Origin of the sequence: Salinarimonas sp. NSM, from assembly GCF_052380005.1 — a bacterium.
In the GTDB taxonomy this organism is placed as follows: domain Bacteria; phylum Pseudomonadota; class Alphaproteobacteria; order Rhizobiales; family Beijerinckiaceae; genus Salinarimonas.
Map to the genome: position 1 here is coordinate 47,026 of NZ_JBQTCJ010000016.1, position 25,027 is coordinate 72,052.

Below are 25,027 nucleotides of genomic sequence, written 5' to 3' on the forward strand. Positions count from 1 at the left end.
TCTCGCCGCCGCGCGGCGCTGGTTGATGGCGGCCGTCGTGACGATCCTGTGCCTGTGGGTGCTCGTCCCGATCTGGCTCGTCCTCGTCAACGCCCTCTCGACGCCGGCGGAGGTGTCCGGCTGGCCGAAGAGCTTCGTGCCCTCCTTCGCCACCGACAGCCTCGCCTTCTTCATCGGCTTTCGCGGCGTCGCGGACGCGCTCCTCAACTCGGTGATGGTGGCGGCGATCACGATGGTGCTGTCGATCGCCGTCGGCGCACCCGCCGGCTACGCGCTCGCGCGGTTCGACTTCGCGGGCAAGAGCGCGTTTCGCATCCTCGTCCTGATGACCCGCGCCTTCCCCCTGCCGCTGCTCGCGCTGCCGCTGGCGGTCGCCTACATCCAGATCGGGCTCGACGACACGATCCTCGGTCTCGCCTTTGTCCACACGATGCTGGCGATGCCCTTCGCGGTGCTGATCACGGCCTCGCTGTTCATGGGGGTGCCGGTGGAGCTGGAGGAGGCGGCCTGGACGCTCGGCTGCACGCGCCTCCAGGCCTTCGTGAAGGTGGTGCTGCCGCTGGTGAGCCCCGGCATCGCCGCCTCCGCCGTCTTCGCGTTCGTCGTGTCCTGGAACGAGGTCTTCGCCGCCGCGGTGCTGACGATCGAGAACCGCACGCTGACCGCCTTCCTTCTCCAGAGCCTGGACGTCAGCCCGCTCCACCTCAAGTTCGCCGGCGCGGCGGTCCTCGTCCTGCCGGCGCTGCTCTTCCTGTTCGCGGTGAGGAAGTACCTCTTCGCCATGTGGGGGATCGCCAACCGATGAACGCGCACCCCCCAACACCCGTGCCGGCACACGCTCTTGGCGGGATCCCACGAGCCTGGAACCCTGCACGACGCCCCACACCCCTAGCCCCTCTCCACGAGGGAGAGGGGAACCGCGTCGCGCCTCGTCATGAACGTCGACGCGCGCCGACAACACATGATCGCGAGGACGAGACGTCGATGCAGGCTCTCCCCTCTCCCTCGTGGAGAGGGGCCGGGGGTGTGGGGCGTGCAGAACGGGCTCGAGGTCGATGCACCGCTCCCCCGCGCCGGAGCCGGTCGCCGCTCCGCCGAGCGATCGACGTCCTCCCTCACGGAACCGCAGAGGAGCCCGTCCATGGCTGAGATCACCGTCACCGGCGTGGAGAAATCCTACGGCTCCTTCACCGCGCTCCACGAGATCGACCTGCACGTCGAGGATCGCGAGTTCCTCGTGCTGCTCGGCGCCTCGGGTTGCGGCAAGACCACGCTCCTGCGCTGCATCGCCGGGCTCGAGACCGCCAGCCGCGGCGAGATCGCCATCGGCGGACGGCGCGTCGACCATCTGCCGCCGCGTGCGCGCAAGATCGCGATGGTGTTCCAGAACTACGCCGTCTTCCCGCACCTCACCGTGTTCGAGAACATCGCCTTCGGCTTGCGCATGAAGAAGATGCCCAACGCCGAGGTCGAGGAGAAGGTGCGGCGCGCGGCCACGATGATGCACATCGAGCAATTGCTCGCGCGCTATTCCGGCCAGCTCTCCGGCGGCCAGCGCCAGCGCGTCGCGGTCGCCCGGGCGCTGGCGACGGAGCCGGAGGTGTTGCTCATGGACGAGCCGCTCTCGAACCTCGACGCGCTGCTGCGCCTCGAGATGCGCGCCGAGCTCAAGGGCGTGCTCCAGGAGAGCCGCACCACGACGATCTACGTCACGCACGACCAAGTCGAGGCGATGAGCCTCGCGGACCGGATCGTGGTGATGCATGGCGGCCACATCGTCCAGCACGCCGCCCCGCTCGACGTCTATCGCGACCCGGCGACCCGCTTCGTCGGCAGCTTCATCGGCAACCCGCCGATGAACTTCCTGCCGGCGACGCGGGTGACCGGCGGCTGGTCGGCCGCCGGCATCGTCCTGCCCGGGCCGGACGTGACGCAGGACGCGATCGAGCTCGCCGTGCGGCCCGAGGATCTCGCTCCCGCCGAGACCGGCCTCGCCGGCCGCGTCAAGGTCGTCGAGCCGCTCGGCGCGCATCAGCTCGTGACCATGGACGTCGCCGGCCACCTGTTCCGCGCGGTGCTCGAGAGCGATTTGCCCGTGCGCCCCGGCGAGACACTCACCCTGGCGCCGCGCCCCGAGCGCGTGCGCTGGTTCGATCCGAAGACGCAGGCGGCGATCGCCTGAGCCACCAGCTTGAAGAAGCCCCGCATGACGAACCCCGCACTCGACGAAGACCGCCTGCGTACCGAGGCCCGCGCCATCCTGCGGGAGAACGATCTCGGCGGCTACACCATCCCCACGAAGGGCCTCTACCCCTTCCAGTGGAACTGGGATTCCTGCCTCGTCGCGCTCGGCCTCGCGCACGTGGACGAGGACCGGGCGCTCACCGAGATCGAGACGCTCGTCGCCCACCAATGGCCGGACGGGATGGTCCCGCACATCGTCTTCCACGCCGACCACGAGACCTACTTCCCCGGGCCGGACGTCTGGGGCACCGCGCGCGCGACGCCGACGAGCGGCATCACCCAGCCGCCGGTCCTGGGCTACGCCCTGCGGCGCCTCCTCGACGGCGCGCGCGACGGCGCGATGGTCGCGCCGCGGGTGGCGGCGCTCCTGCCGAAGGTGGCCGCCTGGCACCGCTGGTTCGCGAACGCCCGCGACCCGGAGGCGACCGGCCTCGTCGCCATCCTCCACCCCTGGGAGAGCGGCCGCGACAACGCGATCGACTGGGACGACGCGCTCGCGCGGGTGCCCACGGACGGCATCGGCAGCTACGTGCGCCGCGACACGACCCACGTCGACGCCGCGCAGCGCCCGACCAAGGAGGAGTACGACCGCTATCTCTGGCTCGTGCAGCGCTTCCGCCGGCTCGGCTGGAACCAGGCGGCGCTGCACGACGCCTCGCCGTTCCGGGTGGTCGACCCCGGCTTCAACGCGATCCTCACGCGCTCGGCGGAGGATCTCGCGGCGATGGCGCGGGCGCTCGACGCGCCGGAGATCGCGGCGGAGGCGGAGAGCCAGGCGGCGCGCGGGCGCGCGGCGCTGGACGGGCTCTGGCACGACGGGCTCGGGCAATACGCGGCTTACGACCGCGCCGCCGGCGCCCTCGTCGAGAGCGCCTCGATCGGCGGCCTCCTGCCGCTGATGGCGCTGGAGCCCGGCCATCCGCGCGTCGACGCCCTCGTCGCGCGGCTAGCGGGCCTGCGGGCGGCGGTGAGCCACCCCGTCCCGAGCCACGATCCCGCCGATCCGCGCTTCGACCGCCTGCGCTACTGGCGCGGGCCGCTCTGGCTGATCGCCAACCGCCTCGTCGCCGACGGGCTCGCCCGCCACGGCCGGGCGGAGGCGGCCGCGGAGATCGCGCGCGACGGCCTCGCGCTCGTGGCGAGGAGCGGCTTCGGGGAGTACTTCGACCCGCTCGACGGCCGCGCGCTCGGCGGCAAGCGCTTCAGCTGGACCGCCGCGATGGTGCTCGACTTCCTGGAGATGGCGTGAGCGGGATCGAGCGCGGGTGAGGCTCAGCCCACGAACGCGCGCTCGACCACGAAATGGGCGGGCTTGGCGTTCGAGCCCTCCTCCAGCCCGGCCGCGGTGCACAGCGCCCGGCAGTCGCGCGTCATCTCGATCGAGCCGCAGATCATCACCCGATCGGTCTGCGGGTCGAGGGCCGGCACGTTCAGGTCGGCGAAGAGCCGGCCCGACTCGATCGCGTCCGTGACCCGGAACGGGTGCGGATGCGGCTCGCGGGTTACCGTCGTGTAGAAGGTCAGGCGCGGGGCGGCGATCTCGCCCACCAGCGGATCCTCGACCAGCGCCCGCACGGTGTTCTCGCCATAGGCGAGCTCGGCTACGCGCCGGCAGGACTGCGTGAGGATCACCTCGTCGAACTTCTCGTAGGTCTCGGGATCGCGGATCAGGCTCGCGAAGGGCGCGATGCCGGTGCCGGTGGAGAGCATCCACAGCCGCCTTCCGGGCGCGAGCGCGTCGAGCACGAGCGTGCCGGTGGGCTTCTTCTTGATCAGGATCTCGTCGCCCACGGCGATGCGCTGGAGCCGCTCGGTGAGCGGGCCGCCGGGGACCTTGATCGAGAAGAACTCGAGCTCGTCGTCCCAGCTCGGGCTCGCGATCGAGTAGGCGCGGAACACGGGCTTCTCTCCGCCGGGAAGTCCGATCATGACGAACTCGCCCGAGCGGAAGCGCAAGGAGGCCGGGCGCGTCGTGCGGAAGCGGAAGAGCCGGTCGGTATAGTGCTCGACGAGCACGACGCGCTCGACGTGGCAATCGACGGGCGCTGCGATCGCGCCGGCGGCGGCTGTATCCGACATCGTGGTCCTCTCGTGCGGGCCTCTGGTCAGGGCGCTAATGGCCGAGCTCGGCGACGCACGTGCTCTACCACAGACCCATTTCGCAGCGCACCACGTACGAAACCGAACCCGGGAGAGCAAGCGGGGCGGCTCGCGCGGCTCGTTCAGGCGCCGGGCGCGCCGTCCGCCTTGGCGAAGGTCTCGTCGAAGGAATAGCCCGCCCCGCGCACGGTGCGGATCGGGTCGAGCGTCTCGCGGGTGTTGATCGCCTTGCGCAGGCGCCCGACGTGGACGTCGACCGTGCGCTCGTCGATGTAGACGTCATGCCCCCAGACGCCGTCGAGCAGCTGCTCGCGGGTGAAGACGCGGCCGGGGCTCTGCATCAGGAACTCGAGCAGCCGAAACTCGGTCGGGCCGAGATGCAGCTCGCGGCCGCCGCGGCGCACGCGGTGGGTCTCGCGGTCGAGCTCGATATCGCCGGCGACGAGGGTGTTGGCGATGTGGGCGGGCTTCGTGCGGCGCAGGAGCGCGCGCACGCGCGCCAGCAGCTCGGGCACGGAGAAGGGCTTGACGATGTAGTCGTCCGCCCCGGTGGCGAGCCCGCGCACCCGGTCGCCCTCCTCGCCGCGGGCGGTCAGCATGATCACGGGCAGGCGCTCGGTCTCGCGGCGCGCACGGATTCGACGGCAGAGCTCGATGCCGGAGAGGCCGGGCAGCATCCAGTCGAGGAGGACGAGGTCCGGGATCTGCTCGCGCAGCCGCACCTCGGCCTCGTCGCCGCGGGCGACCGCGTCGACCTCGTAGCCCTCAGCCTCCAGGTTGTAGCGCAGGAGGAGCGTCAGGGGCTCCTCGTCCTCCACGACGAGGATACGCGTGCTCATCGGTCGCTCGCCTCGCGCTCCCTCAGGTCCCGCCGGCGCCCTGCGCCGCGTCGGCGGGCTGCCCGGTCTCGTAGGCCGTGCGGTCCATCTTCGGCCGCTCGGCGGTGATCGGCTGGCCGGTGACGAGGTAGTGGATGGTCTCGGCGACGTTGGTCGTATGGTCGCCGATGCGCTCCACGTTCTTGGCGCAGAAGAGGAGATGCGTGCAGAAGGTGATGTTGCGCGGATCTTCCATCATGTAGGTGAGCAGCTCGCGGAAGAGCGAGTTGTAGAGCGCATCCGTCGCGCCATCGCGCCGCCAGACCTCCAGCGCCTTGTCGACGTCGAGCTGGGTGTAGGCGTCGAGGATGTCCTTGAGCTGGCCGAGCACCATGTCCGACATGCGCTCGACGCCGAGCACGACGCGCTGCGGCTCGAACTGGCCGGAGATGGCGAGCGTGCGCTTGGAGATGTTCTTGGCCATGTCGCCGATCCGCTCGATGTCGGAAGCGATGCGGATGGCGGAGATCACCTCGCGCAGGTCGATCGCCATCGGCTGGCGCCGGGCGATGGTGAGGATCGCCTTCTCCTCGATGTCGCGCTGAATCGTGTCGAGCCGGTAGTCCGTGGTGACGACGGACTGGGCGAGGCCCACGTCGCGGCGCACCAGCGCCACGGTGGCGTCGGCGAGCATCTTCTCGGCGATGCCGCCCATCTCCATGATCGAGCGGCGCAGCTCCTGGAGCTCGGCGTCGAACGATGCGACCGTATGTTCGGACATGGGTCCGTCTCCTCGAGGGCTGGCGGCGCGGCTCAGCCGAAGCGGCCGGTGATGTAGTCCTGGGTGCGCTTGTCACGCGGATTGGTGAAGATCATGTCGGTCGGTCCCTCCTCGACGAGATAGCCGAGGTGGAAGAAGCAGGTCTTCTGCGAGACGCGGGCGGCCTGCTGCATCGAGTGCGTGACGATGACGATCGTGTAGTTCTGCCGCAGCTCGTCGATCAGCTCCTCGATGCGCGCGGTGGCGATCGGGTCGAGCGCCGAGCAGGGCTCGTCCATGAGAATCACCTCGGGCGACACCGCGATGGCGCGCGCGATGCACAGGCGCTGCTGCTGGCCGCCGGAGAGGCCGGTGCCGGTCTCGAGGAGCCTGTCCTTCACCTCGTCCCACAGGCCGGCCTTGCGCAGGGAGGCCTCCACGATGACCGCGATGTCGGCCTTCGACTTGGCGAGTCCGTGGATGCGCGGCCCGTAGGCGACGTTCTCGAAGATCGACTTCGGGAAGGGGTTGGGCTTCTGGAAGACCATGCCGACGCGGGCGCGCAGGGTGACGACGTCGAGGCTGGGATCGTAGATGTCCTTGCCGTCGATCGTGATGTCGCCCTCGACGCGCGCGCCGTCGATCGTGTCGTTCATGCGGTTGAGGCAGCGCAGGAAGGTGGACTTGCCGCAGCCGGACGGGCCGATGAAGGCGGTGACCGCCTTCTCCGGGATGCCGATCGTGAGGTCGTAGATCGCCTGCTTGGCGCCGTAGAAGACCTTTACGTCGCGGGCGTCGACCTTCGACGGATTGCCGATCTCCAACGGTACGCGGACGGTCTCGCGCTTGTCGAGAACGGGCGCCGGGGCATCCGGCGCAGCGGTGGGGGCATGCATGGCGGTCATCTCGTCTCCTCGCTCGCTCACCACTTCCGCTCGAGGCGGTTGCGCAGAAGGATCGCGATCAGGTTCATCAGGATCAAGAAGCCGAGCAGCACGAGGATGCCGGCGGAGGTGCGCGCGACGAAGCCGCGCTCCGGGCTGTCGGCCCAGATGAAGATCTGCGTCGGCAGCGCCGTCGCCGGGTCGAGCAGCCCGCCCGGCGGGCTCGTGATGAAGGCGTTCATGCCGATGAGGAGCAGCGGCGCCGTCTCGCCGAGCGCCTGGGCGAGGCCGATGATGGTGCCCGTCAGGATGCCCGGCAGCGCCAGCGGCAGGACGTGGTGCATCACCACCTCGTGCTTGGAGGCACCGACGCCGAGCGCCGCCTCGCGGATCGAGGGCGGCACCGCCTTGAGCGCCGCGCGCGTCACGATGATCATGGTCGGCAGCGTCATGAGCGCGAGCACCATGCCGCCCACGAGCGGCGCCGAGCGTGGCATGCCGAACCAGCCGAGAAAGACGGCCAGGCCGAGCAGGCCGAAGACGATCGAGGGAACCGCGGCGAGATTGTTGATGTTCACCTCGATGACGTCGGTCCACTTGTTCTTCGGCGCGAACTCCTCGAGGTAGACCGCCGCGGCGATGCCGATCGGGAAGCTGAGGATGAAGCACACCGCGAGCGCGAAGAACGAGCCGACCACGGCGCCGGAGAGGCCGGCGAGCTCGGGGAAGCGGCTGTCGGCGTTGAAGAACAGCGCCGAGTTGAACCGCTGCGCGACGAGGCCCTGCTCCGCCAGCCGGTCGAAGAGCGCGATCCCCCGATCGTCGACGCGGCGGCGGCCCTCGTCGGAGTCCCGCTCGACGAGACCCTTGGCGAGCTGGTCGTAGGGGTCCGAGGCCGGGATCGCCAGCCGGATCGTGGTCCCGATCACGCTCGGGTTCGCCACCACGTAGTCGCGCAGGATGAAGTGCGCGTTGCGGGTGAGGATGTCGCGCGCGGCGCGCAGTTCCGCCGCGTCGACGCCGGGCAGGACCCCGGCGAGCGTGGCCGTGATCAGCTCGCGATACTCGCCGTCGCTCGGGTCCGCCGCATCGACGGCGCCCGGATCGACGAAGATCTCGAGCGCGATCTGCGTCTGCGTGAAGGCGCGGTAGCCGTTCAGCACGAGCGAGCCGACGAGGATCGCGAGCAGGCCGAGCGCGGTCGCGATGGCCACGAGGCCGTAGATGCGCAGCCGGGACTCGGCGGCGCGACGACCCCGGCGGCGCGCCTCCGCCTCCGGCGACGTCCAGTCGATGGGGCCAGCCCCGACGAGCGCGGTGTCAGTCATACTTCTCTCGATATTTCTGGACGATCCGCAGCGCAACGATGTTCAGCACCAGCGTCGCGACGAAGAGCACGAGGCCGAGCGCGAAGGCGGCGAGTGTCTTGGGGCTGTCGAAGGCCGTGTCGCCGATGAGCAGCGTCACGATCTGCACCGTGACCGTCGTCACCGAGTCGAGGGGGTTGAAGGTGAGCGTCGCGATCAGGCCGGCGGCCATGACGACGATCATCGTCTCGCCGATGGCGCGGCTCACCGCGAGCAGGATGCCGCCGGCGATCCCGGGGAGAGCCGCCGGCAGGAGCACCTTCATGATCGTCTCGCCCTGCGTCGCGCCCATGGCGAGCGAGCCGTCGCGCATGGAGCGCGGCACCGCGTTGAGCGCGTCGTCCGTCATCGACGAGATGAAGGGGATGATCATGATCCCCATCACGCCGCCGGCGACGAGGGCCGTGTTGGGCGCGACCGGGATGCCGAGGGACATGCCGAGGCCGCGGATCGCCGGGGCGACCACGATCACCGCGAAGAAGCCGTAGACCACCGTGGGGATGCCCGCGAGGATCTCCATCATCGGCTTGACGATAGCGCGGATCCGGTCGCTCGCGAACTCGGTGAGGTAGATCGCCGAGAACAGGCCCACGGGCACGGCGACCGCCATCGCGATGGTCGCCACGAGCAGGGTGCCGACGAAGACCGGGATCGCGCCGAACGCCCCGGCGCCGGCGATCTGGTCCGGGCGAATCGCGATCTGCGGCTCCCACCTCAGGCCGAAGAGGAACTCGACGATCGGGACCATGCGGAAGAAGAGCGTCGCCTCGAACAGGAGGGCGCCGATGATGCCTAGCGTCGTGAAGATCGCGAGCACCGCGCACGACACCATCATCACCGAGAGCGCGCGCTCGAAGCCCTGCCGCGCCCGGAACAGCGGCGCCAGCCGAGCCCGCGCGACGAAGATCGCGACGATCGCCACGGACAGCCCGACGACGACCATCGCCCAGGACGCGATCTGCGACCAGGCGGCATAACGCTCGGCCGCGGCGACGATCTCCGGCGACGGCTCGCCGAAAACGAGGCCGGCGGCGACGTTCTTCGTCTCCGCGAGATAGAGCGAGAGCTCGGCGGGGCCGGCGCCGTCCGTCAGCGACGGCGGAAGGCTGCGCAGCAGCAAGGCGTCGACCACTGCACCCTGGAACAGGAGCCACACCAGCACGAGCAGAAGAGCCGGCACGCCGACCCAGACGGCGACGAACGCGCCATGGTAGACCGGCCGCGAATGGACCGCGCCTACCGGCGAGGCCTCGACGAACTTCCGCGCCTGGGACTGCCCGACGAAATAGGCGACCAGCGACAGGAAGATGATGACGAGGATCAGGTTTCCGGCCATGCCGACACCAACCGCTTGAGACGCGCGCGCCGATCGGAGAGGGAACGGGCCGCGGCGGAGGTCCCGCCGCGGCCCATCGAGCGAGGCTCTATACCTCAGCCGCCGTAGCGGGTGAACTGGGCGCCGCTGGTCACGGCCTCCTGGACCTCGGCGCGGCGCGCGTCGGGCAGGGGGACCATGCCGCGCTCGGCGAGCAGGCCGCCGGGGCCCATCACGTCCTCGTTCACGTAGAGCTCGACGAACTCCGCGAGGCCCGGGATCACGCCGCGGTGCGCGTTCTTCACGTAGAAGAACAGCGGGCGGGAGATCGTGTACGAGCCGTCGGCGATCGTGTCGAAGGTCGGCGCGACGCCGTTGACCTGCGCGGCCTTCAGCGTGTCCTGGTTCTCGTAGAGGAACGAGTAGCCGAAGATGCCGAGCGCGTTCGGGTCCTGCTGGAGGCGCTGGACGATCAGGTTGTCGTTCTCACCCGCCTCGACGAACGGGCCGTCCTGACGCATGCGCGAGCAGACCTCGTCCCAACGGTCCTCGTCGGTCTCCTCGAGCGCCTTGATCGTCTCGAACTCGTTGCAGCCGACGTGCATCGCCAGCTCGACGAAGGCGTCGCGGGTGCCGGAGGTCGGCGGGGGGCCGAGCACGACGATCTCGGCGTCGGGGAGCGACGGGTCGATCTCGCTCCAGCGGGTGTAGGGGTTCGCGACGATCTCGCCGTCGACCTCGACCTCGGCGGCCAGCGCCTGGAAGATCTGGCCCTTGGTGAGGTTCAGGTCGGGGCCGTCCACCGACATGGCGATCGACAGGCCGTCGGAGCCGATCTGCGCCTCCGAGACGTCGGTCACGCCGTTCGTCTTGCAGAGTTCCCACTCGGACTCCGTCATGGCGCGCGAGGCGCCCGTGATGTCGGCGGTCTGCGGGCCGACGCCCTCGCAGAAGATGCGCATGCCGCCGCCGGTGCCCGTCGACTCGACGATCGGGGCCGGGCCGCCGGTCTCGGCCGCGAACTCCTCGGCAGCCGCCTGGGAATAGGGGAACACCGTGGACGAGCCGACGATGCGGATCTGGTCGCGGGTCTGGGCGTTGGCGGCGCCGGCGGCCAGCACGGTGGCGGCGGCGATCGCGAGCGCGCTCGTGTAGGTGAAGAGCTTCACGGGTGATCTCCCTGTCGAGATGGTGCTTTGGCCGCAGTCCCTAGAAGTGGGACCGCGGTTGCGGCTGCGGGCGACGCCGATCGCGCCCCCCCGACGCGTGGCGGACCCTAGGAGTGCCCCGTGACACTCATGTGACGTTTTCGCGAAGCCGCGTGCACCGTCCTCGACCTGCGAAACGACCCGCCGGCGCTTCCGCAGCGCGCAGGTGTCCATGCGCGGGTCGCCCGGCGCCGCCGCTCCCCGCGCTCAACCGGCCGCCTCGATCGCCGGCGCGAAGCGCAGAGCCACGCCGTTGTTGCAGTAGCGCAGCCCCGTCGGCGCCGGCCCGTCCTTGAAGACGTGGCCCTGGTGCCCGCCGCAGCGCGCGCAATGATACTCGGTGCGCGGCAGGATCAACTTGAAGTCCCGCTTCGTGCCCACAGCGCCCTCGATCGTGTCGTAGAAGGACGGCCAGCCGGTGCCGGAATCGAACTTCATCTGCGAGGTGAACAGCGGCAGGTCGCAGCCGGCGCAATGAAAGGTGCCGGCACGGTACTCCTTGTCGAGCGGGCTCGAGCCCGCCCGCTCGGTCCCTTCCTTGCGCAGCACGTGGAACTGTTCCGGCGTCAGGCGCTCGCGCCACTGCGCCTCGGTGAGATCCCAGGTCTGCTTGTCGGCCACGCTCACGGTCGCTCCTCCCTCGCTCGCGGCGCCGGCGGCGCGCGTCGTGTCCTCCGTCCGCCCGACGCCCTCGCCGCATCCGGCGAGGGCGAAGGCCGCGACGCCGCCCAGGAACAGGCGGCGGGTCGGCATGGTGCTGTCGTTCATGGGCCACATATGGCGATCGCGCCCGCCGCGGCAAGCGGGCGAGCGGTCCGCGACGAAACGGGATGGGCGGCGCGACGTTGTCGAGCCTGGAGGTACCCTCACGTGAGCCGGCTCCCGACGGGCGTCCTGCCCCGCATCGACCGAAAACGCACGCGCGATCTCGCCCGCGTCGGCCTGCAGACCGGCGCGGCGGTGACGCTCGTCTACGTCGTCATGCGCTGGTACGGCATCGATCACCTCTCCTGGGCGATCATCTCGGCGCTGTTCTCGATCCGGCTCGCATCCGATTCGACGGTCTCGGTCGGCGTGTACCGTGTCGTCGCCGCGCTGATCGGCACGGCGCTGGGGCTCGCGACGGTCGTGCTCCTCGCGGACGTGCTCCCGGCGCGCTGGCAGATCCTCGCATCCGTGGTCGTGGCGAGCGTCGTCGCCAACCTGATGACGACGCTGTGGCCCAACCTCAACTACATCGCCGTCGCCGCCGCGGTCGTGGCGGTCAACGCGAACGCGGAGATCATGACGTCGCTCGAGCGCGCCCTCGCGATCATGATCGGCTCCGTCGGCGCGGCGCTCGCCTCCGCGGTGGTCTGGCCCGAGAGCGCCCGCTCGCGTGCGACACGCAACATCGCCTACGCGCTCAACGATTGCCGGCGGCTCGTCGACGCCTCCCTGTCGGGCCTCGCTGGCGCCGACGCGGAGGACACGCGGCGCATCGACGAGGACTTCCAGCGCCACATCGGCACCGCCCGCGAGATCACGGGGGACGCGCGGTTCAAGCGCGGCCTCGAGGGCGGGCATTCGCTCGCCCAGGGGCTCGTCGCCATCGAGCGCCTTTGGCACGCGACCATCGTCCTCGACCGTGCCGCCGAGGAGCGCCGCTCGAGCTTCCGGCACGAGGACGTGGCCGGTGGGCACCTGCGCATCGACCGCATCCGCGAGGAGGTCGCGGGCTTCCTCGGGGACCTCGTCGCGCATCTCGAGGGACGCACAGCCGAGCCGCCGAAGGCACGGCCCGTGGTTCATCGCCTGTGCGAGGCGGAGGACGCGCTGCGCCACTCGAAGACCGAGACGGCGCTCACCGAAGACGCCGATCGCGAGCGGGCGGTCTCCGCGCTGCGCTTCGCGGTCGACGAGCTGCGCAAGAACATCGTCGAGATCGCCGACCTCGTCGCGCCGGGCCGCGAGGCGCTGCGGCGCGGCGAGCTGGACGGCGGGAGGCGGGCGTCGCCGGATCGCGCCGCGTGACGGATCCTCATCCATCCCGTCATCCCCGACGGTAAGCGACTTACAATAGGTAAATTCTAATCGATTGACATCCCTCGGATGCATGCGCAAGATCGCGAGATTGGCAACCGAGGATGACGATATGTTCGATCGCACGCGTATATCGACGATCCACACGCTCGGGCCGTCCGGCACGAACTGCGAGGCGGCCGCCACGCACTACATGGCGGCTCATGGCCTCGCCGCCGACGTCGTCCTCCACCGCACGCTCGAGGAGGGGATGGCCCGCGTGCTGGACGATCCGGCCGCGACGCTCCTCGGATGCGTGGTCTATCCCGACCTGCACGGGCTCGTCTTTCCCTATCTCGACCGCATGACGCTCGCCGACCAGTTCCTGTTCGACACGTTCCCGATGCTGCTCGCCGCGCGCTCGGCGGACGCCGCGATCTCGGTCGTCGCGACGCATCCCGCGCCCCGCGCGCTGGTCCCGGCGAGCCACGAGATCCGCCTCGTCACGAGCAACGCCGAAGCGGCGCGGTCGTGCGCCGCGGGCGAGGTGGACGCCTGCATCACGACGGCGGCGGCGGCCGAGAGGCACGGCCTCGTCGTCCTGCGCGACCACGGCCCCGTGCCGATGGGATTCACCATCCACGCGCACCGCGCGCTCGTGAGGAGGGCCGCATGATCGGCGAGCTCGTCGCGTCGACGCAGCGCATCGCCGCGATCCAGGCGCCGGACGGGTCCCTGCCTGACGACGCCGACGGCGCGCGGGCGCGCGCATTGCTGGCGGACGCGGCGGCGCAGGCCGCGCGCCTGGCGCACCGTATCGGCGCCACCGCCCAGGCGGAGGCGATCGTCGCCGACACGGAGCGCTGGCTCGCGGACGGCGCGCGGGGCAAGCCCGACTACGGACGCACCCGAGACGCGATGCGGGCGCCCGAGGAGGGCGCGCCGTTCCTCTTCTTCGGCCCGCTGCGCCTCGCCAACGGCGGGCGCGCCGGGCATCGCTTCGAGACCTTCCTCGCGATCCGCGAGGAGCCCGCCGGCGAGGCGTACCGGGCGCTCTACGACGCCTATCCCCACCCGAAGAACATCTGCCAGTCCGCGCATCTCGTCGCCGGCACGCCGGGGCTCGTGCGCGGCAACAACATCGTCTTCTTCCCGGAGAACATCGCCAGCGCCACCCTCCCCGACCGCCAGCTCTACGCGCTGTTCTTCTTCAACAAGTTCAAGCGCATCTACGACACGATCACGGTGCCGACCTGGGACGCCGTCGGCATCCCCGACGCGCTCGCGGCCTCGCGCATCGCCGACCCGCGCCGCGCCTACGAGGCGCGCTGCGTCTGGGGCTACCTGCACGACTACTTCCACCACCAGGGGACGCGCCCCTTCGACGCACAGATCGGGCTCAAGACCCGCTGGTTCACCGGCCTCCTGGAGGAGCTCAAGGTGGACCTCGCGACCTATCGCGCCTGCCGTGCCGGCGGCATTCCCGAAGGGGACGCCGTCGCGGAGTTCATCCTGTTCGACCGCACCATGCGCTACCCCGGCGAGCCCGACTGGTCGCGCAATTTCGATTCGGGCACGGGCCTGCTCCTCCTGGCCTACCTGCGGGAGGCCGGCGCGTTGCGGATTCGCGACGACGGGCGGCTCACGATCGATCGCGAGGCGGTGGACGCGGCGGCCGCGTCCTTCGTGGCGGATGTGGAGGCGCTCGAGGCGGCCGGCGACGAGGCCTACCTCGCCGGCGCGGAGGCGATGGTGCGCCGCTACCTGCCGGCGCCCGGCGACGGCGAGATCCGCTTCGGCGCGCCGGCCTTCCTGCACGAGAGCGCCTTCGGCGCCCGGATCGGCGCCGCGCCGACGATCGCGTTCGGCTTCGACGAGGCCGCGTGCGCGCCCGCGGTACGCGACACGGCGGTCGCTCTCTGCGCATGATGCACCCGGATCATCGTCCTCCGTCCCGAGCGGGCACCACGCCGCCATGATCACCAGCACCTGGCTCGTCGCGATCCTCCTGTTCGCGCTCTCCACATCGTTCTCGCCGGGGCCGAACAACCTGCTCCTCGTCACGTCGGGGGCGAAGTTCGGCCTGTCGCGCACCTGGCGGCACATCATCGGGATCGCGATCGGCTTCCCGGCGATGGTCGTCATCGTCGGCCTGTTCCTCGGCGCGGTCTTCGAGCGGCAGCCTTGGCTGCACGACGCGCTCGCGATCGTCGGCTCGGCCTACCTTCTCTATCTCACCTGGAAGGTCCTGATCGCGCGCGGGTCCGTCGAGCACGGGGCGCTCGGGGCGCCGATCGGCTTCGTCGAGGCCGCCCTGTTCCAGTGGGTCAACCCCAAGGCCTGGGTGATGGCGACGGGCGCGGTCGCGGCCTACACGACGAGCGCGGGATTCGGGCTCGAGATCACCCTCATCGCCGCCGTCTTCGTCGCCGTCGGGTTCCTGTCGTGCACCGTCTGGGCGGCCTTCGGCGAGCTGATCGCACGGTTCCTGAGCACGCCGACGCGGATGCGCGTCTTCAACGTCGCGCTCGGCCTGATGCTGCTGGCCTCGATCCTGCCGATCCTGCTGTCGCGTGCGCCGGCGTGAAGCGCCCGGGCTCAAGGGCCGACGTCGCGCATGTCCGGCACCTGCGCGTGTCGCGCCGCGAGCGTCGTCCGGCCGGCGAGGATGCCGTAGAAATCGTACCAGTGGACCCGCTCGTTCGCGCGCAGGAAGCGAAAATGCGTGCGGAAGAAGAACAGGCGCTCACGCAACAGCCCGAGCCGGCCGGGCGCCACGAGCTGCGGCATGGACAGCCGCAACGTGCGCGGCCAGAGCGTGCGCGCAGCGAAGAGCCCGCTCAGCGCGGCGGGGTCGACCGGGCAGACGTTCATCGCATCGTGCCGGGTCTGGACCTCGTGCCAGGCGACCGACGGCTCGTTCGCGAGCCGCCCCACCGCCGCGCGATAGCGCATGCAGGTCTCGTCGACGAGCATCAGCGGGGCCACGGTGCCGAGCGTGAGGAGCGACACCGCCGGCCCGCGGCGCCCGAGGTCGGGATCGCGGGCGAGCGCCAGCGCCAGCGTCTCCGGCGCCAGGAAGGCCCCCGAGGAATGGCCCACGAGCAGCACCTCGTCGATCGCGGGGTCGCGCGCGGCCGCGGCCACCGCCTCGGCGAAGAGGTCGAGCCGCTCGGCGAGGACGTCCGTGCCGCCGCGCTCGTGGGCGAAGGAGAACAGCCAGTCCTCCAGCAGGTAGCGCAGGAAGAGCGGGCGCTCGAGGCGCAGCGCCAGCCATCCGGCGAGCGCGCCCGCCGAGAGCGCCACCGGCGCCGCCACCAGCGGATGGATCCGCCAGCCGAGCACGCCGGCGCCGAAGGCCACCGCGAGGACGGCGAGCGCGAGCAGGAGCGTCCCCACGTAGGGATAGAGGACGAAGGCGGCGAACTGGCGATCGATCCGCGCGAGCCGGGAGACGACGCCGCGGCGCACCAGGTCCGCGCCGACACGCATCAGCTTGGCCAGACGCGGGGCGAGCGGCGCGCGGAAGGCCGGGCGGGCGAGGTCGTCCCAGCGCAGGATCGTCACGTCGGTGCGGGTGTCCCAGGCGCCGAGGGGATCGTGGGCCTCGATCGCGAAAGCCGGCGTCGGACCGTCCTCGCCGCCGAGGGGCGTCGCCTGCGCCGCGAAACCGCGCAGCCGGGCGGCGGCGGCGAGCTCCTCGGCGAAGAGCGCGTGGTAGACGCGCGGGCGGCGCGGGTCGTAGCCCGGGAGGTAGAACGCGGCGCGGCGGCGCACGTCGCGCCCGACCACCGGCTCGTTCGCGCCCTCCCGCATGCTCCCTCCCCGTCGCGCCCGTGTCGGGCTGCGGGCGCCTAGCACGCGGGGCGGGGGCGTGTCGACGCGCCACTGGCGCGCGGGCGCGTTCTCGCTTATGTGACGCTCTCCCCGGCATCCTTCCGCATTCTCGGCGACCCCCTCCGCATGACCGCACCCGCGCGCAAGATCTCGTTCGTCTCCCTCGGCTGCCCGAAGGCCCTCGTCGACTCGGAGCGGATCATCACGCAGCTGCGGGCGCAGGGCTACGAGCTCTCGCGCGAGCACGACGGGTCCGATCTCGTGATCGTGAACACCTGCGGCTTCCTCGACAGCGCGAAGGCGGAATCGCTGGACGCCATCGGCGAGGCAATGAGCGAGAACGGCAAGGTGATCGTCACCGGCTGCATGGGCGCCGAGCCCGAGCAGATCCGCGAGCGCTTCCCGGACGTGCTCGCCATCACCGGCCCGCAGGCCTACGAAAGCGTGCTCTCGGCGGTGAACGCGGCGGTGCCGCCCGCGCACGACCCGTTCCTCGATCTCGTTCCGCCGCAGGGCGTGAAGCTCACGCCGCGCCACTACGCCTACCTGAAGATCTCGGAGGGCTGCAACAACCGCTGCTCGTTCTGCATAATCCCCAAGCTGCGGGGCGACCTCGTCTCGCGGCCGGCGGCGGACGTGCTGCGCGAGGCGGAGCGGCTGGTGAAGGCGGGCGTGCGCGAGCTCCTCGTCATCTCGCAGGACACCTCCGCCTACGGCGTCGACGTGAAGTACGCGTCCTCGACCTGGCAGGGCCGCGAGGTGCGCGCGCGCTTCCTCGACCTCGCCCGCGAGCTCGGCACGCTCGGCGCCTGGGTGCGGCTGCACTACGTCTACCCCTACCCGCACGTGGACGAGGTCATCCCGCTGATGGCGCAGGGCAAGGTGCTGCCCTACCTCGACATCCCGTTCCAGCACGCCTCGCCGAAGGTGCTGCGCGCCATGAAGCGCCCCGGCAACGTCGAGAAGACGCTCGACCGCATCAAGGCCTGGCGTGCCGTCTGCCCCGATCTCGCCATCCGCTCGACCTTCATCGTCGGCTTCCCCGGCGAGACCGAGGAGGATTTCCAGCTCCTGCTCGACTGGCTGGAGGAGGCCGAGCTCGAGCGCGTGGGCTGCTTCAAGTACGAGCCCGTCGCCGGCGCGCCGGCGAACGCCATCGCCGAGCCCGTGCCCGAAGAGGTGAAGGAGGAGCGCTGGCATCGCTTCATGCAGGCGCAGGCGGCGATCTCCGCGCGCATCCTCGCCCGCAAGGTGGGCCGCACCATCCCCGTCATCCTCGACGAGGTCGGCCCGACGGTCTCGGTCGGCCGCTCGCAGTGGGACGCGCCGGAGATCGACGGGAACGTCTTCGTGAGGACGCGCTCGACCCGGATCAAGCCGGGCGACGTGGTGGACGTCACGGTGAAGCGGGCGGACGCGTACGACCTGCACGGGGTGCTGGCGTGAGGGTGAAGGCTCAGCCGGTATACAGGTCTTCGTAGTCCCTGACCCCGACGAAGATGTTCGCGACCTCGACGAAATCTTCCCTCACGGCGTACAAGATCACCGCAGATCGCCTGTAGGCAATCATTCGTAGGCCGGGTTCGAGATCGTCGCGTGCACGACCGCCGTACGGGACATCCCCGATCCTGTCGCACCGACGACGTAGCCGTCTGACGTACGCGGAAGCAACGGTCGCACTACCGCTCAATTCCTCGATCGCGAAGAAGAGCCTGGAGAGATCCTCGATCGCTTCCGACCGGTACCTGACTGGAAGCCTCCGCACCTCACTTCGCGAAGTGGATATCTGCGAAGCGATCGTCCACCTCTCGGAGGAGCTGCTCCAGGTAGGCGTCGGCTTCCTCTCCGCTCAACGTGGGGCGAGGATCTTCGAACGTACGCCGAATCTTGGCTCAAATCGCCTCGAGCCGCTCCTGACGATCGGCACGCTCACGCTGTCACAGCCGAACGGCGTCGACGACCGTCTCCTCGGCGGAGCGATACTGGCCCGCCTCGACGCTGTCTTCGATGTCGCGGAGCATCTCCTGCGAGAGCTCGACCCGGACGGCGGCCGGGCTGGTCGTGCGCTGATCGGTCATGCGTTCACCTCGACGCCAACGTAGCACCCGCCTCGGAAACGCGCAAACGCGCTTGTGGTTATCTTTTCACAGCATTCCTGAATTGCATCGCCAGTCATGCCCCTTTGCCGAGAACCGCCTCCAGCCGCGCCCAGGCCCCCTCCCCTGCCGGCAGGCCGAACCGGAGCCGCCGCTCGTCGTCCGCGAAGCGGCGCACCCAGATCCCCGCCTCGCCGAGCCGGCGGAAGAGGGCGGGCGCGGCGTCCGTCTCGATCGTGCGGAACAGGCTCGTGCCGCGAACCGGCCCCTCGCACCAGGGCGCCAGCAGCGCGTCGAGGCGGGCCGCGTCGGCGGCGCGGGCGCGGCGCGTCTCGGCATGCCAGCATTCGTCGGAGAGCGCCGCGCGGCCGATCGACAGCGCGGGCCCGGAGACCGACCACGGCCCGAGCGCCGCGCGCAGCCGCGCGGCGAGCGGCGCGCGGGCGAGGGCGAAGCCGAGGCGGATGCCGGCGAGGCCGTAGGTCTTGCCGAAGGAGCGCAGCACGATGGCGTGCACGGGCAGGTCGGCTCCGAGGCTCTCGACCGGCTCGAGATCGGCGAAGGCCTCGTCGACGACGAGCATCCCCCCCCGCCCGGCGAGGTCGGCCGCGCGCGCGCGGAGCGCCGCGGCCGGCCAGGTCCGGCCGTCGGGGTTGTTGGGGTTCACCACCACGACGACGTCCGCGCGCTCGCCCTGCTCCGGAGCGGCGACCGCGCGCACGCGTGCGCCCGCCGCCCGCCAGGCCTGCGCGTGCTCGCCGTAGGTCGGCGTCACGATCGCGACCTCGCGCGCCGGCGAGACGAAGGGCAGCAGGCTGATCAGCACCTGCGTTCCCGGCGCGGCGACGACGCAGGCGGGGTCGCTCACGCCGTAGGCGCGCGCCGCCGCGGCCTCGAGCGCGGCGTGCTCCGCCGGCTCGGGCAGGCGGGCGAACGCCGACGCTGGCAGGGCGGGCAGCGGATAGGCTATGGGGTTGATGCCGGTCGAGAGGTCGATCGACGGCTCGGGTGCGTGCGGGAAGAGCGCACGCGCCGCGCCGAGGTCGCCCCCGTGCCCGATCGGCCCCCGCTCCTCCCGCATGCCGCCGGCCTCCGATGCTCGTCGAATCCCTCGCCGTCCTGACGCTCGCGCTCCTGGTGGAGGCGGCGATCGGCTATCCCGGGCGTGTCTACACGGCGATCGGCCATCCCGTCACCTGGATCGGCGCGCTGATCGCCACGCTCGACCGCGACCTGAACCGCGACGACGCCTCCCCCGCCGTACGGCGGGCGATGGGCGTGCTCGCGCTCGTGGCGATCCTCGCCGTGCCGGGCGCGCTGGCGCTGGCGCTGCAGGCGATCCTCTCCGGGTTCGGGCTCCTCGGCCTGCTCGCCGCGGCGATCCTCGCCTCGAGCCTCCTCGCCCAGCGCTCGCTCCACGAGCACGTCGCCGCCGTGCGCGACGGGCTGCGCGCGGAGGGGCTGGCGGGCGGGCGCCGCGCGGTCTCGATGATCGTCGGGCGCAACCCCGAGAGCCTCGACGAGGCGGGCGTCTCCCGCGCCGCGATCGAGAGCCTCGCCGAGAACTTCTCCGACGGGATCGTCGCGCCGGCCTTCTGGATGGGCCTCGGCGGGCTGCCCGGTGGTGTCCTCTACAAGGCGGCGAACACCGCCGACAGCATGATCGGCCACCGCACGCCGCGCCACGATGCCTTCGGCTGGGCGGCGGCGCGGTTCGACGACATGATCAACCTTCCCGCCTCGCGGCTCGGCGCGTTCCTCCTGATCGTGGCGGCGGCACTCCATCCGTGGGCCTCCGCGCGCGCGGCGTGGGCCGCGGTTCGCCGCGACGCGGGCAGGCACCGCTCGCCGAACGCCGGCTGGCCGGAGGCCGCGATGGCGGGCGCGCTCGGCCTGCGGCTCGCCGGCCCGCGCACCTACGGCGAGACGATCGTGAACGATGCCTGGATGGGCGACGGCCGCGCCGCGGCGACCGCGCAGGACGTCGACCGCGCGCTCGCCCTCTATCGCACCGCCTGCGCGCTGTTGATCGGCCTCGCGGCGCTCGTCGCGATCACGGCCCTCGCCCTGTCTCGCTGATGGCGAGCAGCCGGTCGCAGTCGAGATGCGCCGCCAGGTGGTCGGCGAAGCGGTCGAGGACGTCCTCCACCAGTGCCTCGTAGGCGAGACCGCTGGTCCTCGCACCGAGCCGGGCGAGCCAGGCGGCGCGCTGCGCATCGTCGGCGAAGAGACCGTGGACGTAGGTGCCGACCACCCGCCCGTCCCGCGACACGGCCCCGTCGGGCCGCCCGTCGGCGAAGCGGGCGAAGGGCCGCGCGGCGTCCGGCCCCGTGGTCTCGCCCACGTGCATCTCGTAGCCGGAGAACGGCGCGCCGTCGGCGAGCGCCGTCCCGGCGACCGCCTCGAGCGTCTTCACGCCCGTGAGGCGCGTTTCCAGGTCGAGCAGCCCCAGCCCGGGCACGACACGCCCCGCCGGCCCCTCGACCCCGTCGGGATCGGCGATCGTGCGGCCCAGCATCTGGAAGCCGCCGCACAGCCCGAGCACGCGCCCACCGCGGCGAACGTGCGCGGCGATGTCGACGTCCCAGCCCTGGGCGCGGAGGAAGGCGAGATCGTCGATCGTCGTCTTCGAGCCCGGCAGCAGCACCAGCGCCGCCTCGGCCGGGATCGGCACGCCGGGCTCCACCAGGACGAGCCGCACGCCGGGCTCCTCGCGCAGCGGGTCGAGATCGTCGAAGTTGGAGATGCGCGGCATCACGGGCACGGCGATGGTGACGCCCTCGCCTCCTCCGTACCTCGGCTCGCGATCGAGGCCGAGCCGGTCCTCGGCGGGCAGCCGCGCGGCGTCGGCGAAATGCGGCACGAGGCCCAGCGGCGCCCAGCCCGTATGGTCGGCGATGATCCGCATGCCCGCGTCGAAGAGCGACGGGTCGCCGCGGAAGCGATTGACCACGAATCCGGCGATCAGCGCCGCGTCGGCCGGGTCGATCACCGCCTTGGTCCCCACCAGGCTCGCGATCACCCCGCCCCGGTCGATGTCGCCAACGATGACCACAGGCGTGCCCGTCGCCCGCGCGAAGCCCATGTTGGCGATGTCGCCGGCGCGCAGGTTCACCTCGGACGCCGAGCCCGCGCCCTCGACGATCACGAGATCGGCCTCCCCGCGCATCCGTCCGAACGACGCGAGCACCGCCTCCATCAGCCGCGGCTTCCAGGCCTGGTACTCCCGCGCCTTCGCCGTGCCGACCATGCGCCCCTGCACCACGATCTGCGAGCCGATCTCGCTCTGGGGCTTGAGGAGAACCGGGTTCATGTGGACCGACGGCGCGACGCCCGCCGCGCGCGCCTGCAGCGCCTGGGCGCGGCCGATCTCCCCGCCGTCGGCGGTGACGGCCGCGTTGTTCGACATGTTCTGCGGCTTGAACGGCCGCACGACGAGCCCGCGGCGCGCGAAATGACGGCACAGGCCGGCGACGAGCAGCGACTTGCCGACGTTCGACCCGGTTCCCTGCACCATCAGCGCACGCGCCATCAGAACTCGATCCCTTCCTGCGCCTTCACGCCGGCGGCGAAATGGTGCTTCACCAGCGCCATCTCGGTGACGAGGTCGGCCGCCTCGATCAGCTCGGGCTTGGCGTTGCGGCCCGTCACCACGACGTGGAGGTCCGGGCGGCGGGCGCGGAGCGTGGCGACCACCTCGTCGAGCGGGAGGTAGGCATAGCGCAGGGCGATGTTGAGCTCGTCGAGGATCACGAGCCGGATCGTCTCGTCCGCCATCAGCTCGCGCGCCTTGGCCCAGGCGCGCTCGGCGGCGGCGACGTCACGCGCCTTGTCCTGCGTCTCCCAGGTGAAGCCCTCGCCCATCGTGTGCCAGGAGATCTGGTCGTCGAAGCGCGCGAGCGCGAGCTTCTCGCCGGTCTCCCAGGCGCCCTTGACGAACTGCACGACGCCCACCCGGAAGCCGCGGCCGAGCGCGCGCAGCATCAGCCCGAAGGCGGCCGTCGACTTGCCCTTGCCGGGGCCGGTGTTGACGATGAGCAGCCCCTTCTCAAGAGTCTTGCCCGCCACTTCCGCGTCCTGCACCGCCTTGCGCTTGGCCATCTTCTCGCGATGGCGGCGGGCCTCGGAATCCTCTTCGGTGGTCATGCGATCTCCTCGGGATATCGGCGGCGGCCTCGGACGCCGTCGCAGGCGGCGTGCCCGCGGCCGGCCGATCCTGCATGTGCGGAGTCCCCGGCGGACGCAAGCCGCTCCGCGGTGGTTTTTTGCCTGGCATCGGCGCGGCGGATCGCCTATGCGGGGCGCAATCCCAAATCACCTCACGCTGGAGCCGCGCGCATGACGCACCGCAGCCCCGACGCCGCGCCCTGGTGGCAGAGCGCCATCGTCTACCAGATCTACCCGCGCTCCTTCCAGGACACGACCGGCGACGGCGTCGGCGATCTCGCCGGGATCGCGCGCCGGCTCGACCACGTGGTCGCGCTCGGGGTCGACGCCATCTGGATCTCGCCGATCTATCCTTCCCCCATGAAGGACTTCGGCTACGACGTCGCCGACTATTGCGCCGTCGACCCGGTCTTCGGCACGCTCGCGGATTTCGACGCGCTGGTCGCGGCCGCGCACGCGCGCGGGCTCAAGGTGCTGCTCGACTTCGTGCCGAGCCACACCTCGGACGCGCATCCCTGGTTCCGCGAGAGCCGCGCCTCACGCGCGAACGCCAAGCGCGACTGGTACGTCTGGGCAGACCCCGCGCCCGGCGGCGGGCCGCCGAACAACTGGCTCTCGGAGTTCGGCGGGCCGGCCTGGAGCCTCGACGAGGCGACCGGCCAGTACTGGCTCCACATCTACCTGCGGGAGCAGCCGGCGCTGAACTGGCGCAATCCCGAGGTCCAGGCCGCGATGCTCGACGTCATGCGCTTCTGGTTCGACCGGGGCGTCGACGGCTTCCGGGTCGACGCGGTCGAGCACCTCGTGCCCTCCGCCGCGCTGACCGACAACCCGCCCGATCCCGACTGGCGGCCCGGCATGCAGGAGGCGCGCGCGCTGCATCGCGCCTACACCGCCCACCAGCCGGAAGTGTTCGACGCGGCGCGCGCCATGCGCCGGGTGGCGGGGGACTACGTGCCCGAGCGCCTGCTGATCGGCGAGGCCTACGGCACGCTGGCCGAGGTGATGGCCTATTACGGCGGCGAGGGGCTCGACGGCTTCCAGCTGCCGTTCAACTTCCAGCTGATCTTCGCCGACTGGAACGCGCAGGCCATCGCGCGCATGGTCGAGGGCTACGAGGCGGCCCTCCCCACGGGCGCCTGGCCGAACTGGGTGATGGGCAATCACGACCGCCCGCGCATCGCCGGCCGGCTGGGCCCGGCGCAGGCGCGGGTCGCGGCGATGCTGCTGCTGACGCTGCGCGGCACGCCGACGATCTACCAGGGCGACGAGCTCGGCATGGTCGACGTGCCGATCCCGCCCGAGATGGTCCACGATCCGATGGAGCGCAACGCCCCGGGCCGGGGGCTCGGCCGCGACCCCGTGCGCACGCCGATCCCCTGGGACCAGGGGCCGAACGCCGGCTTCACCACCGGCGCGCCCTGGCTCCCCATCGGCGGCGCCGCGCCGGTGTCGGCACAGGCACGCGACCCCGGCTCGATGCTCGCGCTCTACCGCCGTCTCACGGCGCTGCGCCGGGCCGAGCCGGCGCTGTCGCTCGGGTCCTACCGCACGCTCTCCTGCGCCGACGACGTGCTCGTCTTCGAGCGACGGCACGGGGAGCGGCGGCTCGTCGTGGCGCTGAGCTTCGCAGATGCACGGCGCCCCCTCGCGCACGCCGGCCGCGTCCTGGCCTCGACCCACGCGGGCGACCGCGACCCGGGCATGCTCGCCCCGAGCGAGGGACGGGTGATGGAGGGCTGAGTCGGCGCGACGAGAGCCGCAACCCGCCTCCTCCCCGCAGGGGGAAGACAGGAGGCCGAAAGGCCGGAGGGTGGGGAGGGCGGCGACGCCGCTCGCCAGGAAAAGTCGAACGGCCCCACCGTCCGCGCGAAGCGCGGACTCCTCCCCTGCGGGGAGGAACCGGATACGGAAAATGCGGAAGGGCGAGTCCCTCTCGGGACCCGCCCTTCCTGTATCTCGCGACGGGAGTCGCCGACGCGACGCGCTCAGGCGTCGCCGAGCTCGATCGTGGCGGCCTCGCGACCCTTCATGCCGTCGACCACGCCCATGCGCACGGGCTGACCCTCGATCAGGTCGGGGAGGTTGGCGCGCATCAGAACCGACCGGTGGATGAACACGTCCTTGCCGCCGTCCTCCGCCACGATGAAGCCGAAGCCCTTCGTGGGGTTGTACCACTTGACGGTGCCCATCAGCTCCGTCGTCGGGCCGGTGTGGCGCGGTGCGCCGC

25 protein-coding genes are annotated in these 25,027 nt (G+C 71.3%); 10 read left to right on the forward strand and 15 right to left on the reverse strand.

Features of this window, described 5'->3' with window-relative positions:
* Positions 1-25: 25 nt before the first annotated feature.
* The 3 genes from ACTZWW_RS08555 to ACTZWW_RS08565 all read left to right on the forward strand — a co-directional run bounded on the left by ACTZWW_RS08555 (position 26) and on the right by ACTZWW_RS08565 (position 3,493).
* Positions 26-805, forward strand: coding sequence for a carbohydrate ABC transporter permease (locus tag ACTZWW_RS08555; protein ID WP_444780548.1), 780 nt, complete (start codon positions 26-28; stop codon positions 803-805).
* Between the two features lie 336 nt (positions 806-1,141).
* Complete coding sequence (locus ACTZWW_RS08560; protein WP_444780524.1) at positions 1,142-2,182, forward strand: ABC transporter ATP-binding protein; 1,041 nt, start codon at positions 1,142-1,144, stop codon at positions 2,180-2,182.
* 24 nt (positions 2,183-2,206) lie between these two features.
* Positions 2,207-3,493 carry an MGH1-like glycoside hydrolase domain-containing protein gene (locus tag ACTZWW_RS08565; protein ID WP_444780525.1) on the forward strand — a complete coding sequence of 429 codons (1,287 nt, stop codon included), beginning with the start codon at positions 2,207-2,209 and terminating at the stop codon, positions 3,491-3,493.
* Positions 3,494-3,516: 23 nt separating this feature from the next.
* Here ACTZWW_RS08565 and ACTZWW_RS08570 read toward each other — a convergent pair whose 3' ends face one another.
* The 8 genes from ACTZWW_RS08570 to msrB form a co-directional block, all read right to left on the reverse strand.
* Positions 3,517-4,323, reverse strand: a complete 807-nt coding sequence (locus ACTZWW_RS08570; RefSeq protein ID WP_444780526.1) for a ferredoxin--NADP reductase — start codon at positions 4,321-4,323, stop codon at positions 3,517-3,519.
* A gap of 143 nt (positions 4,324-4,466) precedes the next feature.
* Positions 4,467-5,183, reverse strand: coding sequence for a phosphate regulon transcriptional regulator PhoB (gene phoB, locus ACTZWW_RS08575; protein WP_444780527.1), 717 nt, complete (start codon positions 5,181-5,183; stop codon positions 4,467-4,469).
* A gap of 22 nt (positions 5,184-5,205) precedes the next feature.
* Entirely contained in the window at positions 5,206-5,943 is a 738-nt protein-coding gene (gene phoU / locus ACTZWW_RS08580; RefSeq protein WP_444780528.1) for a phosphate signaling complex protein PhoU, read from the reverse strand.
* A gap of 32 nt (positions 5,944-5,975) precedes the next feature.
* Entirely contained in the window at positions 5,976-6,818 is an 843-nt protein-coding gene (pstB, locus tag ACTZWW_RS08585; RefSeq protein WP_444780549.1) for a phosphate ABC transporter ATP-binding protein PstB, read from the reverse strand.
* A gap of 26 nt (positions 6,819-6,844) precedes the next feature.
* Positions 6,845-8,134, reverse strand: a complete 1,290-nt coding sequence (gene pstA / locus ACTZWW_RS08590) for a phosphate ABC transporter permease PstA (RefSeq protein ID WP_444780529.1) — start codon at positions 8,132-8,134, stop codon at positions 6,845-6,847.
* On the reverse strand, positions 8,127-9,509 hold the full coding sequence (gene pstC / locus ACTZWW_RS08595; RefSeq protein ID WP_444780530.1) for a phosphate ABC transporter permease subunit PstC: 1,383 nt from the start codon (positions 9,507-9,509) through the stop codon (positions 8,127-8,129). The genes pstA and pstC overlap by 8 nt, the downstream gene beginning before the upstream one ends.
* 95 nt (positions 9,510-9,604) lie before the next feature.
* The gene (locus tag ACTZWW_RS08600; protein ID WP_444780531.1) at positions 9,605-10,657 is read right to left on the reverse strand and encodes a substrate-binding domain-containing protein; all 1,053 of its coding nucleotides are present in this window, start codon (positions 10,655-10,657) and stop codon (positions 9,605-9,607) included.
* Between the two features lie 246 nt (positions 10,658-10,903).
* Positions 10,904-11,464: a peptide-methionine (R)-S-oxide reductase MsrB gene (gene msrB, locus ACTZWW_RS08605; protein WP_444780532.1), complete on the reverse strand. Its 561-nt coding sequence runs from the start codon at positions 11,462-11,464 to the stop codon at positions 10,904-10,906.
* 102 nt (positions 11,465-11,566) lie between these two features.
* On the opposite strand from msrB, the gene ACTZWW_RS08610 reads away from it, so the two are divergent.
* The 4 genes from ACTZWW_RS08610 (at position 11,567) to ACTZWW_RS08625 (ending at position 15,284) form a co-directional block, all read left to right on the forward strand.
* Positions 11,567-12,709: an FUSC family protein gene (locus ACTZWW_RS08610; RefSeq protein ID WP_444780533.1), complete on the forward strand. Its 1,143-nt coding sequence runs from the start codon at positions 11,567-11,569 to the stop codon at positions 12,707-12,709.
* Positions 12,710-12,830: 121 nt separating this feature from the next.
* Positions 12,831-13,373, forward strand: a complete 543-nt coding sequence (locus ACTZWW_RS08615) for a hypothetical protein (RefSeq protein WP_444780534.1) — start codon at positions 12,831-12,833, stop codon at positions 13,371-13,373.
* Positions 13,370-14,626 (forward strand): DUF6421 family protein, encoded by a 1,257-nt coding sequence (locus tag ACTZWW_RS08620; protein ID WP_444780535.1) that lies wholly within the window; start codon positions 13,370-13,372, stop codon positions 14,624-14,626. The genes ACTZWW_RS08615 and ACTZWW_RS08620 overlap by 4 nt, the downstream gene beginning before the upstream one ends.
* 46 nt (positions 14,627-14,672) lie before the next feature.
* Positions 14,673-15,284, forward strand: coding sequence for a LysE family translocator (locus ACTZWW_RS08625; protein WP_444780536.1), 612 nt, complete (start codon positions 14,673-14,675; stop codon positions 15,282-15,284).
* Positions 15,285-15,295: 11 nt separating this feature from the next.
* Here the strand turns inward: ACTZWW_RS08625 and ACTZWW_RS08630 are convergent, their stop codons facing one another.
* Complete coding sequence (locus ACTZWW_RS08630; protein ID WP_444780537.1) at positions 15,296-16,513, reverse strand: hypothetical protein; 1,218 nt, start codon at positions 16,511-16,513, stop codon at positions 15,296-15,298.
* Positions 16,514-16,660: 147 nt separating this feature from the next.
* Here ACTZWW_RS08630 and rimO point away from each other — a divergent pair, with 147 nt between their 5' ends.
* Entirely contained in the window at positions 16,661-17,980 is a 1,320-nt protein-coding gene (gene rimO / locus ACTZWW_RS08635; RefSeq protein ID WP_444780538.1) for a 30S ribosomal protein S12 methylthiotransferase RimO, read from the forward strand.
* A 10-nt stretch (positions 17,981-17,990) separates the two neighbouring features.
* On the opposite strand, the gene ACTZWW_RS08640 is transcribed toward rimO, so the two are convergent.
* The 3 genes from ACTZWW_RS08640 to cobD all read right to left on the reverse strand — a co-directional run bounded on the left by ACTZWW_RS08640 (position 17,991) and on the right by cobD (position 19,711).
* Positions 17,991-18,299 (reverse strand): type II toxin-antitoxin system RelE/ParE family toxin, encoded by a 309-nt coding sequence (locus tag ACTZWW_RS08640; RefSeq protein ID WP_444780539.1) that lies wholly within the window; start codon positions 18,297-18,299, stop codon positions 17,991-17,993.
* Between the two features lie 172 nt (positions 18,300-18,471).
* Positions 18,472-18,612, reverse strand: coding sequence for a hypothetical protein (locus ACTZWW_RS08645; protein WP_444780540.1), 141 nt, complete (start codon positions 18,610-18,612; stop codon positions 18,472-18,474).
* Between the two features lie 94 nt (positions 18,613-18,706).
* Complete coding sequence (gene cobD / locus ACTZWW_RS08650) at positions 18,707-19,711, reverse strand: threonine-phosphate decarboxylase CobD (RefSeq protein ID WP_444780541.1); 1,005 nt, start codon at positions 19,709-19,711, stop codon at positions 18,707-18,709.
* Positions 19,712-19,725: 14 nt separating this feature from the next.
* Here cobD and cbiB point away from each other — a divergent pair, with 14 nt between their 5' ends.
* Positions 19,726-20,709 carry an adenosylcobinamide-phosphate synthase CbiB gene (cbiB, locus tag ACTZWW_RS08655; RefSeq protein WP_444780542.1) on the forward strand — a complete coding sequence of 328 codons (984 nt, stop codon included), beginning with the start codon at positions 19,726-19,728 and terminating at the stop codon, positions 20,707-20,709.
* Here cbiB and ACTZWW_RS08660 read toward each other — a convergent pair.
* A complete protein-coding gene (locus tag ACTZWW_RS08660) occupies positions 20,684-22,162 on the reverse strand; it encodes a cobyric acid synthase (RefSeq protein ID WP_444780543.1) in 1,479 nt (492 codons plus the stop codon). The genes cbiB and ACTZWW_RS08660 overlap by 26 nt on opposite strands.
* Complete coding sequence (cobO, locus tag ACTZWW_RS08665) at positions 22,162-22,776, reverse strand: cob(I)yrinic acid a,c-diamide adenosyltransferase (RefSeq protein WP_444780544.1); 615 nt, start codon at positions 22,774-22,776, stop codon at positions 22,162-22,164. The genes ACTZWW_RS08660 and cobO overlap by 1 nt, the downstream gene beginning before the upstream one ends.
* A gap of 192 nt (positions 22,777-22,968) precedes the next feature.
* Between cobO and ACTZWW_RS08670 the strand changes: the two genes are divergently transcribed.
* A complete protein-coding gene (locus tag ACTZWW_RS08670; RefSeq protein WP_444780545.1) occupies positions 22,969-24,540 on the forward strand; it encodes an alpha-amylase family glycosyl hydrolase in 1,572 nt (523 codons plus the stop codon).
* 245 nt (positions 24,541-24,785) lie between these two features.
* On the opposite strand, the gene ACTZWW_RS08675 is transcribed toward ACTZWW_RS08670, so the two are convergent.
* Positions 24,786-25,027, reverse strand: a 242-nt coding sequence (locus ACTZWW_RS08675) for a cold shock domain-containing protein (RefSeq protein WP_444780546.1), incomplete at its 5' end; no start/stop codon positions are given.